Origin of the sequence: Pantoea sp. SS70 (assembly GCF_029866845.1) — a bacterium.
Classification (GTDB): domain Bacteria; phylum Pseudomonadota; class Gammaproteobacteria; order Enterobacterales; family Enterobacteriaceae; genus Pantoea; species Pantoea leporis.
The window spans coordinates 293,821-309,413 of the sequence record NZ_CP117200.1 but is presented as its reverse complement, the minus strand read 5'-3'; the positions used below and the strand labels follow the sequence as shown (position 1 = coordinate 309,413).

The 15,593-nt window shown below is 48.3% G+C and carries 15 protein-coding genes; 11 read left to right on the top strand and 4 right to left on the bottom strand.

Translation table 11 applies throughout. The annotated features are described in order from the left end of the window. Positions 1-8 precede the first annotated feature (8 nt). Positions 9-791: an acetolactate decarboxylase gene (budA, locus tag PO881_RS21035; protein WP_280173301.1), complete on the bottom strand. Its 783-nt coding sequence runs from the start codon at positions 789-791 to the stop codon at positions 9-11. A 104-nt stretch (positions 792-895) separates the two neighbouring features. Between budA and PO881_RS21030 the strand changes: the two genes are divergently transcribed. Next, complete coding sequence (locus PO881_RS21030) at positions 896-1,774, top strand: LysR family transcriptional regulator (RefSeq protein WP_280173260.1); 879 nt, start codon at positions 896-898, stop codon at positions 1,772-1,774. Between the two features lie 64 nt (positions 1,775-1,838). Here PO881_RS21030 and PO881_RS21025 read toward each other — a convergent pair whose 3' ends face one another. Continuing rightward, on the bottom strand, positions 1,839-2,078 hold the full coding sequence (locus PO881_RS21025; RefSeq protein WP_110868383.1) for a transcriptional regulator: 240 nt from the start codon (positions 2,076-2,078) through the stop codon (positions 1,839-1,841). A gap of 346 nt (positions 2,079-2,424) precedes the next feature. Between PO881_RS21025 and PO881_RS21020 the strand changes: the two genes are divergently transcribed. The 7 genes from PO881_RS21020 to PO881_RS20990 all read left to right on the top strand — a co-directional run bounded on the left by PO881_RS21020 (position 2,425) and on the right by PO881_RS20990 (position 9,999). Next, positions 2,425-2,631 (top strand): DUF3606 domain-containing protein, encoded by a 207-nt coding sequence (locus PO881_RS21020; protein WP_192413387.1) that lies wholly within the window; start codon positions 2,425-2,427, stop codon positions 2,629-2,631. A gap of 644 nt (positions 2,632-3,275) precedes the next feature. Continuing rightward, complete coding sequence (locus PO881_RS21015) at positions 3,276-5,585, top strand: FdhF/YdeP family oxidoreductase (protein ID WP_280173259.1); 2,310 nt, start codon at positions 3,276-3,278, stop codon at positions 5,583-5,585. Between the two features lie 352 nt (positions 5,586-5,937). Further along, positions 5,938-6,981: a catalase family peroxidase gene (locus tag PO881_RS21010; RefSeq protein ID WP_280173300.1), complete on the top strand. Its 1,044-nt coding sequence runs from the start codon at positions 5,938-5,940 to the stop codon at positions 6,979-6,981. After that, on the top strand, positions 6,981-7,562 hold the full coding sequence (locus PO881_RS21005; protein WP_277975113.1) for a cytochrome b: 582 nt from the start codon (positions 6,981-6,983) through the stop codon (positions 7,560-7,562). The genes PO881_RS21010 and PO881_RS21005 overlap by 1 nt, the downstream gene beginning before the upstream one ends. Positions 7,563-7,616: 54 nt before the next feature. Continuing rightward, complete coding sequence (locus PO881_RS21000) at positions 7,617-8,207, top strand: TetR/AcrR family transcriptional regulator (RefSeq protein WP_101761074.1); 591 nt, start codon at positions 7,617-7,619, stop codon at positions 8,205-8,207. Between the two features lie 343 nt (positions 8,208-8,550). Continuing rightward, positions 8,551-9,204, top strand: coding sequence for a hypothetical protein (locus tag PO881_RS20995; protein ID WP_280173258.1), 654 nt, complete (start codon positions 8,551-8,553; stop codon positions 9,202-9,204). Positions 9,205-9,420: 216 nt separating this feature from the next. Beyond that, entirely contained in the window at positions 9,421-9,999 is a 579-nt protein-coding gene (locus PO881_RS20990) for a DUF308 domain-containing protein (RefSeq protein WP_280173257.1), read from the top strand. Positions 10,000-10,222: 223 nt separating this feature from the next. Here the strand turns inward: PO881_RS20990 and PO881_RS20985 are convergent, their stop codons facing one another. Then, entirely contained in the window at positions 10,223-11,083 is an 861-nt protein-coding gene (locus tag PO881_RS20985; RefSeq protein ID WP_192413376.1) for a LysR family transcriptional regulator, read from the bottom strand. Between the two features lie 129 nt (positions 11,084-11,212). Between PO881_RS20985 and PO881_RS20980 the strand changes: the two genes are divergently transcribed. The 3 genes from PO881_RS20980 (at position 11,213) to PO881_RS20970 (ending at position 14,280) form a co-directional block, all read left to right on the top strand. Beyond that, the gene (locus PO881_RS20980) at positions 11,213-11,959 is read left to right on the top strand and encodes a glucose 1-dehydrogenase (protein ID WP_192413374.1); all 747 of its coding nucleotides are present in this window, start codon (positions 11,213-11,215) and stop codon (positions 11,957-11,959) included. A 117-nt stretch (positions 11,960-12,076) separates the two neighbouring features. After that, positions 12,077-13,534: an MFS transporter gene (locus tag PO881_RS20975; protein WP_277975111.1), complete on the top strand. Its 1,458-nt coding sequence runs from the start codon at positions 12,077-12,079 to the stop codon at positions 13,532-13,534. A 362-nt stretch (positions 13,535-13,896) separates the two neighbouring features. Then, complete coding sequence (locus PO881_RS20970; RefSeq protein WP_280173256.1) at positions 13,897-14,280, top strand: RidA family protein; 384 nt, start codon at positions 13,897-13,899, stop codon at positions 14,278-14,280. Between the two features lie 184 nt (positions 14,281-14,464). Here PO881_RS20970 and PO881_RS20965 read toward each other — a convergent pair whose 3' ends face one another. Then, entirely contained in the window at positions 14,465-15,367 is a 903-nt protein-coding gene (locus PO881_RS20965; RefSeq protein ID WP_280173255.1) for a GGDEF domain-containing protein, read from the bottom strand. Positions 15,368-15,593 lie beyond the last annotated feature (226 nt).

The window sequence follows — 15,593 nt, the reverse complement described above, 5'->3', positions numbered from 1 at the left end:
CCCTATTGTTAGCTTTCGACGGCGCGAATGGCTTCATCAAGATTGTGCGGCGTGAGCTCTGCCTGAAGAAATTCGGTATCCCGGGGAAGATCAATGACCAGCTTGTTAATGGAGCCAAAGGTCAGCGTTCCCTCCTTCAGCACATAATCAAGGATGTGCCCACCGCCTTGCCGGTCATCCGTAATAAAGTGCTCGTGATAACCCGCCACGTTGATTCCCTGCATGTACTGCGGCGTACGGAAGCCAATCAGTTCACCCTGCGTCTCTTTAAATGCGAAGGTTGGCTGATCGCCCAGCACTTCCGGCATCGAGCGATAAGGGCGACATTGGCAGGGAACGGTTCGAGTCCGTACGGCATGAAAGCGACCACTGATACGCATGGCACAGAATTGGTTATCTGAAGTGATTTTGCTGTCGATAACCTGATGAACCTCTTCTCGCGTGGCGGTTTCAGTAAAGAGGTGGCGATTTTCAGGTTTGAAAAAAGTCATCACAGCAAACGGCGTTTGTTGCTCGGGCTGGGCAGGATTGGCGCTGCCATCGGAGCGTAACTGATAGACCTGGCTGTCGAAGGCGATGAGTTCTCCATCCAGCTGGTTGAACGTACCCAGGCCAAAATCGCCTTTCTTTAACAGATCGGACACCGTGGTGGAACCGTCATAAACACCGCTCAGCAGCGCGCTCATCAGTGAAGTCTGATAGATAACCTTTTCTGGTGAATCATCATGGAGTTTAAAGACGGTTTCTTTCAGCTGTTCCTCACATGAACAGGCAGATACAAAATTACACATTTGCCACCTCGCAAACCAATAGTTAAGCCGTGTTAATATCATGGTGGGCTTTTTGGCTTAACGAATCCAATAGCGAAACCTGTTAACTTTGAGACGTTTTTGATATGGAACTTCGCCATCTGCGTTATTTTGTTGCTGTCGCCGAGACGCTACATTTCACTCGTGCTGCAGAAATGCTCGGCATTTCTCAGCCACCGCTGAGCCAGCAAATACAGCGGCTGGAACATGAGATTGGGACACCATTACTGAAACGCCTGACGCGCGGCGTTGAACTCACCGAGGCGGGAAGGGCATTCCTAAATGACGCCACTGAGATTGTGCAGCTGGCCGACCATGCGCTTGAGAAAGCCCGTGGTATGGCGCGGGGTATAAGCGGACAGATGTCGCTCGGGTTTGCCAGTTCTGTCGCTTTCGGGGCACCCGTGTTTGACCTTCTTCAGCGTTTTAGAACGCGTTATCCGGCAATGGAACTCATTGCCAGGGAAGAGAATATGGCTTTGCTGATGCAGGATCTGCGGGATGGGTTGCTTGATGCGGCGTTTATTCGTTTGCCGTGTGAAAGCAGCAAAGCGTTCAATTTGAAAGTCATCGCTACCGAAAGAATGATGATTGCGTTACCTGCGGGCCATGCATATAGCTCCCAAGGCACCATTGCATTAGCACAGCTGGTGAACGAAACATTGATTATGTTTCCGCGTGAAGTCGCTCCCAGCCTGTATGAGCTCATCGTCAGCACCTGTCTGCGCGCGGGGTTCACCCCAACACGATTTATTCAGGCTCCCCAAATCACCTCGTCTCTCGGCATGGTCGGAGCAGGTTGTGGCATCGCGTTGGTACCAGAGTCCATGTGCTGTGTGAACAACCCGCATGTTACGTTTTGCGAAATAGAGAATAACTCCCTGTTTACCGATATCGCCTTTGCCTGGCGGCGCAACAACCCCTCCAGGACGGTGATGCATCTACTCAGTTTGATTAGCCAGTGATACGGCTAACTCTGTGACATTGATGCAGTGCTTGATCTTTATCGAATGACACGGACAAGGCAGCTTACTTTTTTTGTTGCGACACCAGTGCAAAGTAAGGATGTTGACCAGCCAGCAACAATAACAATTCATATTCGCCTTGGCTGAGCTGCCCTGGATTCTTCGCAGACTCTTTCGACTGCCAAACACGCAGGCTAAGATCGAAACGCTCAGCGGCACTCTGTTGTGAAAGGCCAGCGGCAAGCCTGAGATCACGGATATTATGCTGTACGGCCACGGGCCGCTCTAAAAGTTGATTTCTCAAAGAAAACTCCTTAAATACGGGATGGAGTGAATTTGGGTATATCGCTCTCCCGCCTCTAAACATCACGTTAACTTGACCAGGATGCAGTGTTTTAATTTTCTCATTTATCAGAGGCTTAATAAGAAGAAATGAAAATAATTATTTTTTAGTTTAATGAAATAGATATTGTTAACACACGTCAGAATAAATCGCTGGCCTCGCCAGGATTACTCTCCTTTTTTATCCCCACCTCAACAGCAGGAATATTCCTCTATTTTATCCAGGATGATTGTTCAATATAGGGAATGTATTGCGCTGGCAAGCGTCACGCCGGGCGTTCCTACATAAAACAAAAAGGATAAAAATAATGAAAAACCGTGAATACATTCAGCGGCGTATTCCCGCAGACCTCAGTCAGGTAGAGATACGCGAGCAGTGGCAAATCACGTTCTGGACTCTGAAGTTAAGCACCACACAAGACCGACTGAGTCAGGCCCTGCGCGAAGTCGGGCCAGATCTGGAGAGCGTGCGCGCGTGGCTTGAGACAACCCCCACTTCTCGCCCAAAACGTTAGTGCCGGTCAACCGTAAACCACCCCCGTGAGGGTGGCGAGCGGACCTTGTGGTAGCGAAGTGCTGCTTATACATGCCCGCTATAACTTGCGGCGCGTCGTAAACCTGCCCAACAAAAGCGTGTGTGCATAAGGTTTTCCCCGGTGTTGTCACTATAAATAAGAATTTTTATCATTTATATATATTGCGTGCTTTATAATAGCGCGCTATTTATGTAGCTTTTTTATTGTGACAGTTAGCTGGAAAAAGTAAAACGTTTGCACGATGAAATAAATGTATCGTCATTAGATAATTATTTCGTTAAAGAAAGTACAAATGGCTGCTTTCCCGACGGGACACTCTTTATGTTCCAGAATAATCATTCAGGCACGCCTTCCCTAAGCGGCAATACACTTCCACTGAGTAGATAAATTGAAATTCCGGTCGTTGCTCTTGGCTAGCCAGATAAAGGAATGAATTTAAAAAGTAACCAATTGATAACCAGCGCGGGAGATCTGTTTTTTTTTGCTACCTTCAAACTATCCATAACACCAGTGGATGAAGGGATATTCAGGCTCAGGTAACACCTGCACATATCGCTGTTACGTTAAGCAACCTCCGCAGGGGCTGCAGCATCATAAATTACATTCACGTGAGCCGAGTTTGTATGAGCAAAAAAAATCATCGCACAGTACCAGGTGTACACCCCTATGATGGCCCGGCAGGCGGCTGGGGAGCACTTAAGGCAACCGCAATAGCTGTTAAAAACCAAATGGATACCTTAAAAGCGCCGCCTACGCTGATGCGCACTAATCAGCCCGATGGGTTTGATTGCCCCGGATGTGCCTGGCCGGATAAGGATCATGGCTCAACCTTCCAGTTCTGTGAAAATGGCGCTAAGGCGGTCACATGGGAAGCGACCACCAAGCGCGTTACGCCGGCATTTCTTGCCGAAAACACTATCACGTCGCTGCTACAGCGTTCCGATTATGAGCTGGAGGGATACGGCAGGTTAACCACGCCGCTGCGCTATGATGCAGCAAGCGACACCTTCATCGAAGTGAGCTGGGAAGAGGCTTTTACGCGTATTGCCAATAAGTTAGCTGCACTGCCGCCAGATGAGGTTGAGTTCTATACCTCCGGTCGCGCATCAAACGAGGCGGCCTATTTGTTTCAGCTTTTTGCCCGGGAGTATGGCACTAACAATTTTCCTGATTGTTCAAATATGTGCCACGAGGCAACCAGCGTAGGTTTGCCTCAGTCGATTGGGATCGGTAAGGGCACCGTATCTCTGGACGATTTCGATAGTGCAGAGCTTATTCTCTCAATGGGTCATAACCCAGGGACCAATCATCCTCGCATGATGGGAACGCTGCACGAGCTGGCGCGCCGTGACGTACCGATTATCGTGTTTAATCCGCTGCGCGAACGCGCGCTTGAGCGTTTTGCCGACCCGCAGAATGTCATGGAGATGGCGACCAACAGCTCAACCGATATCGCGTCAACGTATTATTTGGTCCGTGCCGGTGGCGATTCGGCTGCGCTTAAGGGTATCGCCAAAGCGGTGCTGGCGATTGAGGCTGAAACCGGTACGGCACTGGATCATGCCTTTATCCGCGAGCATACAGAAGGGTTTGAGCGCTTCGCGGCGGACATCGAAGCCACATCCTGGGCATTAATCGAGCAAGACTCTGGCCTGAAGCAGGCAGATCTCAGGCGCGTCGCTGAAGCTTACGTCAAATCGAATGCCACTATCCTGACGTATGGTATGGGCATTACACAGCACAACCGCGGTACGGATAATGTGCGCCTGTTGGTCAATCTGCTGCTAATGCGAGGCAATATAGGTAAACCCGGCGCAGGCGTTTGTCCGTTACGAGGCCACTCCAACGTGCAGGGTAACCGTACCGTGGGGATCACTGAGAAACCGTCGTCCGATTTTCTCAATAAGTTGGAAAACGTGTTTGGATTTACACCACCGTCGCATCATGGTCATGATGCGGTGCAGGCGATGAAAGCGATAGTCGATAAGCAGTCGAAGGCGCTCATTTGCCTCGGAGGAAATTTTGCCGTGGCGCTGCCCGATTCAGACGTGACCTTTCCGGCGATGCGTGAACTTGAACTCAGTGTTCACATCGCGACCAAGTTGAACCGTACTCATCTTCTGACCGGGAAAGAGACACTACTGCTGCCGTGCCTTGGCCGTACCGAACTGGATGAGCAGTCTGGCAATCGCCAGTCGGTCACTGTTGAAGATTCCATGTCGATGGTGCACGCCTCTTCCGGAAAGTTGAAGCCAGCGTCGCCGCTGCTGCGTTCTGAACCGGCCATTGTTGCCGGGATGGCCATCGCGGCTCTGCCGAGAACGCGGGTTAACTGGAATGAGTTGATAGCCGATTACGATCTCATCCGCGACCTGATCGAAAGAACCATACCCGGATTCGATGATTACAATGCCCGCATTCGCCAACCCGGTGGTTTTCAGATGCCACTGCCGCCGCGGGATCGCATCTGGCCGACCCCTAGCGGTAAAGCGATGTTTTCGCTTTATCAAGGCACGCATGAGGACCTGACGGTGCCGGGCGACGACGTGCTACGTCTGATTACGCTTCGCAGTCACGATCAATACAACACGACGATTTACGCCATGGATGATCGCTACCGCGGAGTATTTGGCCGCCGTGATGTCCTGTTTATGTGTGACTTTGATCTGGAACGTCTGGGGCTTGAGCACGGGGATGTTGTGGATCTGGAGTCAGCAGTGCCGGGCTACCGTATGCGTCTGGAATCCATGACGGTAATTCGCTATGCCATCTCACAGGGATCGATTGGAGCCTATTATCCGGAGGCTAACGTCCTGATCCCGCTGGATTACATCGACAAGGAGAGCGGTACGCCATCGTATAAATCTGCGCCGGTACGTATCACGCTGCGGTCACGCGACGTTGTCACTCCGCAGGCTGTTGAATCCCATTAAAGTGAAAATAAGGCAGGCTTGCCTGCCTTCTGATTGCCACAACCGCGGCAAAAGGGGCGCTAGTTTGCAATGTCTTGAGGTCTGCTATGAGTGAGGAGCAGAGCCCTCATCGTAAGGACAGCAAATGTCTACGGGAACGTGGTCACTCCAGAATGTCAACAAGCCGGTATGACATGCAGGGAACAGCAACTTATAAAAGGAGGATTAATTGTTTGACAGTTTAGTCTACCTACTAGTAGATTTGCAGGGCATCTTAAATAACTTCTGAATGTCATCCTGTTATCAAAAGCAAAATCTTAATGATTACGCTCGGATGAACAGTGAACTAAATTCTGCAATGTTGAGTGTTTTCATGAATAAACCTTTTCTTTCTGTCGGTCATAAAATAGTGCGCTTGGCGATAATAATTGTGATCCCATTACTGGTGATCGCCTTGTTCGTGTGGGCGGGCGGGTGGCTGGATACTGGCAGGCTGACATCGGATAAGCTGATTACTGCCTTAGAAAAATCTAATGGCAATCACCCGGGTTATCGCCGTAATCATGCAAAGGGCGTCTGTATCCTGGGGGATTTTTCTGCCAACGGTAACGCCAGCGCCTTGTCACGTGCGGCACTGTTTGCCTCAGGCGTTACGCCTGTGGTGGGCCGTTTAGCTATCGCAGGCGGAAATCCGAATGCGCCTGATTATGCAGTACCGATACGCAGTATGGCGCTGGCTTTCTATCAGAAAAATGGTGAACAGTGGCGCACAGGCATGAATGCAATGCCTTTTTTTCCGGTACAAAGCGTGCAGGGCTTCTATGACCTGCAAACCGCCACGCTACCAGATGCAAAAACCGGTAAACCTGATCCAGCCAGAATGCAGGCTTTTGTACGACAGCATCCAGAGATCAAACCTTTCTTTGCCTGGGCAAAGCAATATGTTCCCTCTTCCAGCTGGGTCCGCGATCAATTTAACAGTTTGAATGCCTTTAATTTCATTGATAAAGAGGGCCATTCCCACCTGGTGCGCTGGAGTATGGTGCCGCACGCTGATTATCAGGCGATGGATGAAAATGAGAAAAACGACGCCAATTTCTTGCAGCGTGATTTACAGCAGCGGCTAGCGAACGGGCCCCAGAAATGGGATCTGATGGTTACAGTGGCGGGCTCTGGTGATAAAGGCAATGACGCATCGATTGGCTGGCCTGCCGATCGTCAGGTGATCAATGCCGGAACGCTGACAATTAATAAGACAACGGCACAACAGCAGGGCGTTTGTAACGACATTAACTATGACCCGCTGATTTTACCTGAGGGTATTACGGCTTCGGATGACCCGCTTCTTAATGCCCGCTCATCCGCTTACGCTAAATCCTATAATGCACGCACTCATGAACAGGCCGGAGCCCACTGATGAAACATAACAACACTTTTCACCCGGCACTGCGCGTACTTCACTGGGTGATGGCTGCGGCTATTATGGCCATGTTATTTATTGGTGTCGCAATGGTATCCACGGTTTCATCATTGCACGGCCTGCTGGTTGCGATTCATAAGCCGCTGGGTTTGATGATTTTAATGCTGGTCATTGTGCGGCTTTGGCTGAGATTCAGCACTGCTAAGCCAGCACTTCCAGCCACGCTGCCTGCCTGGCAGAAATTCTTAGCGCATCTGTCTCATTGGGCACTGTATGCCATGATGCTGGCTCAGCCCCTGATCGGTTGGGCGATGCTGTCGGCGGCGGGGTATCCCGTCACACTGGGTCATGTTGTGCTGCCGCCCATTGTTCCGATCAGCAACAACGCTTATGCCATTTTACGTCCGCTTCACAGCCTGGTAGCAATGGCGCTTTTCATCACTGTTATGTTGCATCTTGCCGCAGCTTTGTACCACGCTTTGATTCTGCGCGACGGCGTATTTAGCAGTATGGCGGGTGCCTATAAACGCAAACGCTTGACGCGCGGTGCGCTTGACAATCCGACTGACGCTGAGTAGGTTCGTGGCCGTTTATCGATTTGCAGTTATTTTACCGTTGCTGCTGGAGCAAGCATGAGTACAGAACGTTCACAGAAAGCCGAAGAGATTATGCACCACACCAGAATTCTGCTGACAGCGGGCGGTTATAACAGCTTCAGTTATGCTGATTTAGCCGAGCGGGTGCAGATTCGTAAGTCGAGTATTCACCACCATTTCCCTGGCAAAGCGGATCTGGTTCAGGCAGTCGTGAGTGATTATCGACAGCAGGCACAAGCAGGAATGGCGGCAACCAGCCAGCATTTCTCCGGTGATGCATTAGGTGAAATTAACAGCTACGTGAATTTCTGGGCGACCTGCATACGTGAGAACAATTCTCCTTTCTGCATTTGCGTGATGCTGGCTGTTGAATTAACGATTTTACCTAAAGAAGTGGCTAAGGAAGTCAGTGGGCATTTCAACGATCTCACTAACTGGCTCACTGATGTACTGAGCAGAGGTGAAAAAAATGGCGTTTTTATTCTGCGGGAAAGTGCAGCCACAGAGGCCAAATCGCTAATGGCTACGGTGCATGGTGCAATTATATCTTCGCGTGCCTTTAATAACGCTGATGTATTTCAGCAAATTGTCGAGCCAGTGATTAAAAGATTAACGAAAACCAGCTGAAGTAACTCAGACAATAAAACGTTACTAGCCGAACTCTTCACGTGTTCGGCTACTCGGGCTGAAATAGTTGATGAGCAGCCTTTATGCCGGTTAGATATTTAAAAATTAGAGCGATTGAGTTGACTGGATTTCGTGACTATTTCGTGACGTTGAATGAAATATCCGGGTTATAGAAAGAATAATTGCAGGTAGCATTGTCGCAACTCAGCCTATCTTCTAGTAGGTATGCAATGCAGTGTTTGTCTGTACCGACGTAAGCATGATTTGGAGGAAGTGATATAGCCAGCGAGGACTTTAATTGAGGCTATTTCAATGTGACTTTACTTTGATGGAGAAAGTATTAATGAACACTATCCGCGCTTTGCATTCAATGCCGGACCTGGCAGCATTAAACATAGAAAGAATGAATTCCCGATCTTCTGTTACCACTGCGTCAGGTTTTCAGCCCTTTTTACAGACTCAGCTCAAACTCTCCGGAAATTCTGGATTGAATGAGTCAGCCGTATTAAAGCAATCGATCAGTATGCCACCTCACCTGGCAGACATCGACTCGCTGGTTGCTCAACTACTCGCTAGCAGGAAGATGTTATTACAGCCATTCAGGTCAGTTTCTTTTTCAGGAAAACAGTATTGTGAACACCTTAGACAACATAGCGTAACTGGCGGTTTTTGCAGGGAGATAGCTGACGTCAGTAAGGCGGAATATGTTCCTGAATCCGTTTCTGGTTCGTGTGCGATAATGAACAAAAAACATCCTGAAGTACGCAGGGATTCCTGCAGTTATTCACTAAATACCGATTTTAAATATGAATGTCAGCAAACGATTCCGGTTGCTGTGATGGCGCCTTTAACCTACTTTTTTATCGGGATTTTTCCTGACTTAATCCGGATCTCTGTGTCAGGTTACATAAGGCAGCCCTTGCGTTTACGCAGACTACGTAGGTTAGACAGAACAGGTTACCGCCAGAATGCTTGCGACCTAAACCTATATCGTTAATCCAAGACTGTATAAAAAATTAAGATTAATTTTTTGACACAGCGTCGTCTTTTTTATCGAACAACCATTTTTATACGCTCTGTTTTTCCTTAAAAAGTTTGTTATTATAAGTTTTACACATTTTCTTAATCCTGCGACTGAATAATTGCCGACTCTAATTCGGCCATCATTCGTCTGGAATATTCTGTGAAGTCCAACCTATTTCGGAGAATCATCATGAAATCCAATTTCGCTACATCTACCTACATTCAAAATCAATGGCTTCAATCTTATTATTACATCCGTGCTGCGGGTTCAATTATCTGGATTGCACTTGCGCTATTCATTGGCAAACATAATCCCACAGTTGGTGGCATTCTGCTTGTTTTGTATCCTACATGGGACGCATTCGCCAATTATCTTGATGCAAGACATTCAGGGGGCTTAGCACTAAACCCACCCCAAAAATTCAACTTTATTGTTAGTCTGGTGGTCGCAGCAGCTATTATCTGGGCTCTTTCTGTCAGCATGAATACAACCATTAAAGTCTTTGGAATATGGGCGATTTTTTCTGGTGTACTGCAGCTTTCTGCTTCCATCCGTCGCTGGAAAAATTCAAATGGACAATGGGCTATGGTCTTGAGTGGAGCGCAATCTGCGTTGGCGGGTGTGTTTATGTTTAAACAGGCGAGTAGTAATGCTGCTCTGGATGTCACCACGGTTGCACCCTACGCCGCTTTTGGTGTTCTCTATTTCCTGATTTCAGCCATCACGCTGACCATTAAGAATGGGCGTAAAGACAAAGCTGCCTGCTGAGTGTTCAGAAAAATGGTGCGACTGTTAGTATTTAATGGGCGGCTTAGGGCGAACTTGATAACCCGGCATGTAGGATAATCCATCTGGTCGACATTTTGATTATTATCAATTCGTCGTAAGTTAGCCCATGTCTTTGCTCAGATGAGTGTTCGTGAGGAAACGCACAAACATACCTGAAGCGCTTTTGCACGCTGGTTTCACCAGGATGCCCCGCCACGTCAGGCTATTCCTGTTGTGAAGCCAGCATACTATCTGCGATATCCAGCAATGCGCGCAAGCGATCCATATGACGAAGATCCTGATGGTAGCCGACCCAGATGTCTCTTGAAGGCGGAATGTCAGGCATTTCAATACGCTGCAGCCCGGTGGTGGCATCACCCAAAGGCCGTGGCAGCACGGCTACGCCCATCCCCCGCAGACACATCTGCGCCTGAACCGCACGGCTTGTGCTTTTAAAGGCAGGTTTTGACTGCGGGAAATGATCAAGAAGCCATGAGACGTCAGGAAAGTGTGACTGCCCAGTATTCATCAGGATCAGCCCCACCGAAGAGGGGGCTGTGAGCAGTGCCTGTGCATTCTGTGGCGTGCCATAAAGTGCGTAGGGCACACGCATCAAACGGCGCTGAACAATATTCGGATCGGTAAAAGGTACGATGCGAAACGCGATGTCGGCATCACGGCGCGACAGATCGAGCAGGCGGTAACCTGCAATAATTTCCGGCACAATCGCCGGATGACGACATGTCAATTCACTCAGCACGGGGGCCAGCACATAGTTAGTAAACCATTCTGCTGATGATATTCTCAGTATTCCTTCAAGGCGATCGTGATTGCCTGCCAGACGGCGTTCCATGGCAAGCGCGGAATTTTCCATCGCTTCTGCCAGCTTCATGATCCCGTCTCCGGCATCTGTCAGCACCAATCCCTCCGTTGTCCGGCGAAACAGCGCCTGCTGCGCTTCATCCTCAAGCGCCTTGATACGGCGTCCTACTGTAGGATGACTTACGCCCAGACTCAGGGCTGCTTTCCCGAAAGAGCCGTTACGCATGACCGCAAGCAATACCTGAACATCCCCCCAATCCATGCTTCGATTCCGCCGTTCAAAAATGAACATCCAATATACAAAAGTGTCAGTTCTCAAACAACTTTGTAGGCATCACCATGGCTTCTTTAAATTCGTCGCCTCAGGCGACACGAACAGGAAGCTGAGATTATGCATAAATTAAAAGACAAAGTTGCTCTGGTTACCGGAGGTTCAAAAGGTATCGGAGCAGGTATAGCCCGTCAGCTGGCAGCTGATGGTGCAAGGGTTATCGTCAATTACGCCTCAGATAGAGACGCTGCTGAAAAGGTTGTTGTCGATATCAAAGCCACCAAGGGTGAGGCTGTGGCAGTCGCAGCGGATGTCACCAGTCAGAAAGAGGTCGAGGCACTAATAAATACCAGCATTGCTCTTTTCGGGCGGCTCGACATCGTGGTGAACAACGCCGGTGTTTACCAGTTCGCCAAAATTGAAGAGAGCACTGAAGCGCTGTACCGCAGGCAATTTGATATCAATGTGCTTGGACCCTTGTTAGTAAGCGCCGCGGCCGCACCGCACCTGAGCCACGGCAGCAGCATCATCAATATCAGTTCATTCGTCACCCGTGTCTTTATTGCTGAAAGTGCCATCTACAGCGGTGCTAAGGGGGCGATTGATGCCATTACCGGAGTGCTTTCACTTGAGCTCGGTCCGCGGGGAATTCGCGTGAATGCGGTCAACCCGGGCCTGATCGAAACGGAAGGGAGCCATAGCGCAGGCGCAATAGGCTCGGACTTCCAAACCTGGAATGAAGAGCAAACGCCGCTTGGCCGTATAGGTCAGGTAGAGGACATCGCCCCAATCGTCTCATTTCTCGCCTCCGATGAGGCCAGATGGATCACTGGGGAGATTATTTTGGCTTCCGGCGGCATGCGCTGAACGGAGCGGTGTTGCGCTTCCCGGAGGCGGCCTCACCTGCACTGATTGGTCAACTGCGCATTCTGCGATGACCACACATCCCTAACAGGGACCGTACCGTTCCATAAGGAGTGATCTATGTCGGCACATAGCATCCTGCAAGCCGAGCCACGCCGTTGGGCTATGTTTGTCATTTTATTGGTAGGTGCATTTTTGCCGCCGCTCGATTTTTTTATCGTTAATGTGGCACTGCCTGCTATTCATAATGAATTGAGCACATCTTCCTCAGCGGAACAGCTGGTCATTTCATCGTACGCCGCTGTGTATGCCGTGACATTAATCACCGGAGGTCGCCTGGGCGATATTTATGGTCGGGGAAAAATGTTCTTTCTTGGGCTGATAGGTTTTACCGCGGCATCATTGCTGTGTGGTTTTGCCTGGTCATCCTGGATACTGATTGCTGGACGCATATTACAGGGCGCCACGGCCGCCATTATGGCTCCTCAGGCGCTCGCCGCCGTGCAGGCCATTTTCCCCGAAGCGGAGCGACCCTTAGCGCTCAGTATATATGGAGCCGTGTTTGGTCTGGCCTCCGTTATTGGACAGGTTCTGGGCGGCATTCTGATATCAGCCGATCTCTTCCACCTTGGATGGCGGACAATTTTTCTCGTTAATCTGCCTGTGACGCTGCTGGTGATTCTCTTTGGCCTGCCACTGCTGCAAGAAAAACGGCCGCGAGCAGCTCAGCGACTTGACCCCGTTGGCACACTGCTGGCCACATTAACGCTGAGTACACTGATTGTGCCGCTAATAGAAGGGCGTGAGGCGGGGTGGCCCTGGTGGACGTGGCTGTTATTTTTTGCTTTCCCGCTGCTGGCCTCACTGTTATGGCGATATGAGCACCACCTCAGTCGCAAAGGGGGATCGCCACTGCTCAACCCGAGCGTATTACGTGCGCCAGGGCTGGGACAGGGACTTATGATTGTTTTATTGTTTTATTCAATCGGCGCGTTCTTTCTTCTGTTTTCTGTCTATCTGCAGAGTGCCTTACATTTAAATGCCTTGGTTTCAGGCACGCTTTTTCTACCCTTTGGTGTCGGCTTTCTCATTGGTCCGTTACTGACTCCGTACCTGAGGCAGTATGCCGGGAATTACCTTAGCGCCATCGGAATGGGATGTGAAACCGCAGGTTTGGCAGGTATGGCAGGATTGATCGCTACGACGATGCCCGGTCACTCTCCCGCGATGCTGCCGCTCGCCATGCTGCTTTTCCTGACTGGGCTGGGGCAGGGGCTGGCGATGCCAACTCTGGTGCGGATGGTGACAGGCCGGGTCGCGCCACAGTTTTCAGGTATGATTGCTGGCGTAACCAGCTCGACATTACAAATTAGCACAGCGCTAAGTGTCGCGGTTATCGGCGGCATTTTTTACAGCATGCTGGGGAACGGTAACAGCGTCGCAATCATTACCCATGCTTTTATCGTCGCGCTTCTGACGATGGCTATCTGTCTGGCTATAGGGGCAGGGTTAAGTATCAGGCTAATTCGGCGCTCCTTTGATCGCTCCATGACTGCGGATGGCTTATCTCAAAGATAACGCGACAGTTCTCAGCTGACGGTAAGCGCCATATAATTAGGCAGCAAGCTGAGAAATTTTTTTATTTTTAGTTTCCTGACAGGCTGTTCAGTTTCTGCAGTTAATATGCACAACGATAATTCTTCGTTTTGCACGTACTTCAGGCAGATTATTTATTTTATCGTATCAGGGATTCATTCGGTATTCATGAATGAATCGTGACATAAGAGTCGTCCGCTACTGGCACAATAAGGATATGCGCGCATGGCAATATCTTCTATGCTCAATGAGCAATGGGTGGATAGGTTGAACATCCTGAGCGCTGAGAGCATTTAATGTTGTAAATGCTGACATTTATTAACTCATCAACTTGTGATGAAATTATGAAAAAATCTATCGTCCCTGAGGAATTTCAACACTATTTCGATGATTGGCACTTTTCCCCCGTTATCGAAGCAGATGACACAGTATATCTTTCCGGTGTTACCGCAGCACGAAGAGATAAACCTATAAGTAAGCATCCTGAAGAACAATTTCATGATGCCTTTTATAAGCTTGGCGTTTATTTAAATGCCGCTGGTTTAAACTATGAACACATACTTGAGATGACCACTTTTCACATTGACCTCAAAAAACATATCGACGTTTTTTCCAGAGTAAAAGATGAGTATGTAAAGGCGCCATATCCAGCTTGGTCAGCTATAGGCGTGTCAGAGTTCATTCCTGAAAATGCCCTTGTGGAAATGCGGATTGTAGCCAAAAGATAGTTTTAGGTGTGGGCCCTAAAATAATAGTTGTGTCGGTTTCTGGCATTAAGCGGACCGGTATGTCAGGTCCGCTATGAGCGAGAAGCGGACATCCGACTTTTCCATAAAAACCGTTAGCTTTCAGTTAATCAAACAAAAGAGGGCGGAAATTCTCCTAAACTTTCTTCCTCCCTTTTATGGAAAATTAATTATTTTTAAACGACTGGTCGTAGATAATGCAATTTCTACCTGCTCTCTTAGCTCTGTACAGGGCATCATCAGCTGCATTGATAGCAGAAGAAGATGAGTCATGTTTAAGCTTGGTTGCCACACCAATACTTAGCGTGATACCGAAACTTCCGTTGCATGCATCTGAAACCGAAGTTTTAATTTTTCTGATGATATCCTCTGCATTGATATTATCAAAGATAACGATGGCAAATTCTTCACCACCCGATCTTGCAATAAAAACATTCTCGCTTACAAGATTACTTAGCCTCAGCCCGGTATCTCTCAACACCCTGTCTCCAGCCTCATGACCATATGTGTCATTAATTTTTTTAAAGTGGTCAATATCAGCAATGCAGATAGTTCCTGACCGGTTCTCCAATCCTCTCAATATAACATTCAAATGTCTTCTGTTAGGCAACCCTGTTAATTCGTCTGTAAGTGAAAGATTAACCGCTGATTTATAATTATGGTTCACGTAGGATATAAATTTTTCAAATAAAAAAATAATCATTAATATGGCTGGAATATAAATAATTGAAGCAATTAATGATGCTGTATCTCTTTCTATTAAACCCAGTCCGCCTGCCATTGAAGCCAGGGATGAGTTCAAAAGCAGAAACAAACTCACTCTAAAAACAAGCAAGTTCACCTCAGTAGATTGGATATTAAAAGATTTCCTGATAAACCATGCCATCACTGCTACAGTGCAAGAATTAATGAAGAAATAAAAGTTGATTTTTGAAGTGTCACCAACAGCAAAAGAGAGAACAATAATCAAGGTTGCCATAAAGCAAGTATAAGTGATCACCATCCTATAAAGAAGTCCTTTAGGAGATTCAACTTCATGTATGAGTTTGTCATGTATCTTGAAATTCATCACGCTATCCTGTTTTGGTCAGGTATAAATAGTACCACATAATTATTTATGGAGGTGATGGTTTGCGTGGCTGAGGTGACTAACCAGGTATGCTAATTTATTGTTTCAAATGAATAAAAAAGGCTTCCAACTCAATCCTGCTGATTTGCTTTCTATTTATGATTAGATACTTATGGTTTCAATATTGTTCAGGATATACCTGACCTGCTCTGAGACTATTAATGCA

What these genes read in the sequence shown, in the direction of transcription:
- PO881_RS20980 (WP_192413374.1), top strand. Translation starts at nt 11,213, where the DNA reads ATGCATAAATTAAAAGACAAAGTTGCTCTGGTTACCGGAGGTTCAAAA.
- PO881_RS21005 (WP_277975113.1), top strand. Translation starts at nt 6,981, where the DNA reads ATGAAACATAACAACACTTTTCACCCGGCACTGCGCGTACTTCACTGG.
- PO881_RS21000 (WP_101761074.1), top strand. Translation starts at nt 7,617, where the DNA reads ATGAGTACAGAACGTTCACAGAAAGCCGAAGAGATTATGCACCACACC.
- PO881_RS20990 (WP_280173257.1), top strand. Translation starts at nt 9,421, where the DNA reads ATGAAATCCAATTTCGCTACATCTACCTACATTCAAAATCAATGGCTT.
- PO881_RS21015 (WP_280173259.1), top strand. Translation starts at nt 3,276, where the DNA reads ATGAGCAAAAAAAATCATCGCACAGTACCAGGTGTACACCCCTATGAT.
- PO881_RS20970 (WP_280173256.1), top strand. Translation starts at nt 13,897, where the DNA reads ATGAAAAAATCTATCGTCCCTGAGGAATTTCAACACTATTTCGATGAT.
- PO881_RS21010 (WP_280173300.1), top strand. Translation starts at nt 5,938, where the DNA reads ATGAATAAACCTTTTCTTTCTGTCGGTCATAAAATAGTGCGCTTGGCG.
- PO881_RS21020 (WP_192413387.1), top strand. Translation starts at nt 2,425, where the DNA reads ATGAAAAACCGTGAATACATTCAGCGGCGTATTCCCGCAGACCTCAGT.
- budA (WP_280173301.1), bottom strand. Translation starts at nt 791, where the DNA reads ATGTGTAATTTTGTATCTGCCTGTTCATGTGAGGAACAGCTGAAAGAA.
- PO881_RS20965 (WP_280173255.1), bottom strand. Translation starts at nt 15,367, where the DNA reads ATGAATTTCAAGATACATGACAAACTCATACATGAAGTTGAATCTCCT.
- PO881_RS20975 (WP_277975111.1), top strand. Translation starts at nt 12,077, where the DNA reads ATGTCGGCACATAGCATCCTGCAAGCCGAGCCACGCCGTTGGGCTATG.
- PO881_RS20995 (WP_280173258.1), top strand. Translation starts at nt 8,551, where the DNA reads ATGAACACTATCCGCGCTTTGCATTCAATGCCGGACCTGGCAGCATTA.
- PO881_RS21030 (WP_280173260.1), top strand. Translation starts at nt 896, where the DNA reads ATGGAACTTCGCCATCTGCGTTATTTTGTTGCTGTCGCCGAGACGCTA.
- PO881_RS20985 (WP_192413376.1), bottom strand. Translation starts at nt 11,083, where the DNA reads ATGGATTGGGGGGATGTTCAGGTATTGCTTGCGGTCATGCGTAACGGC.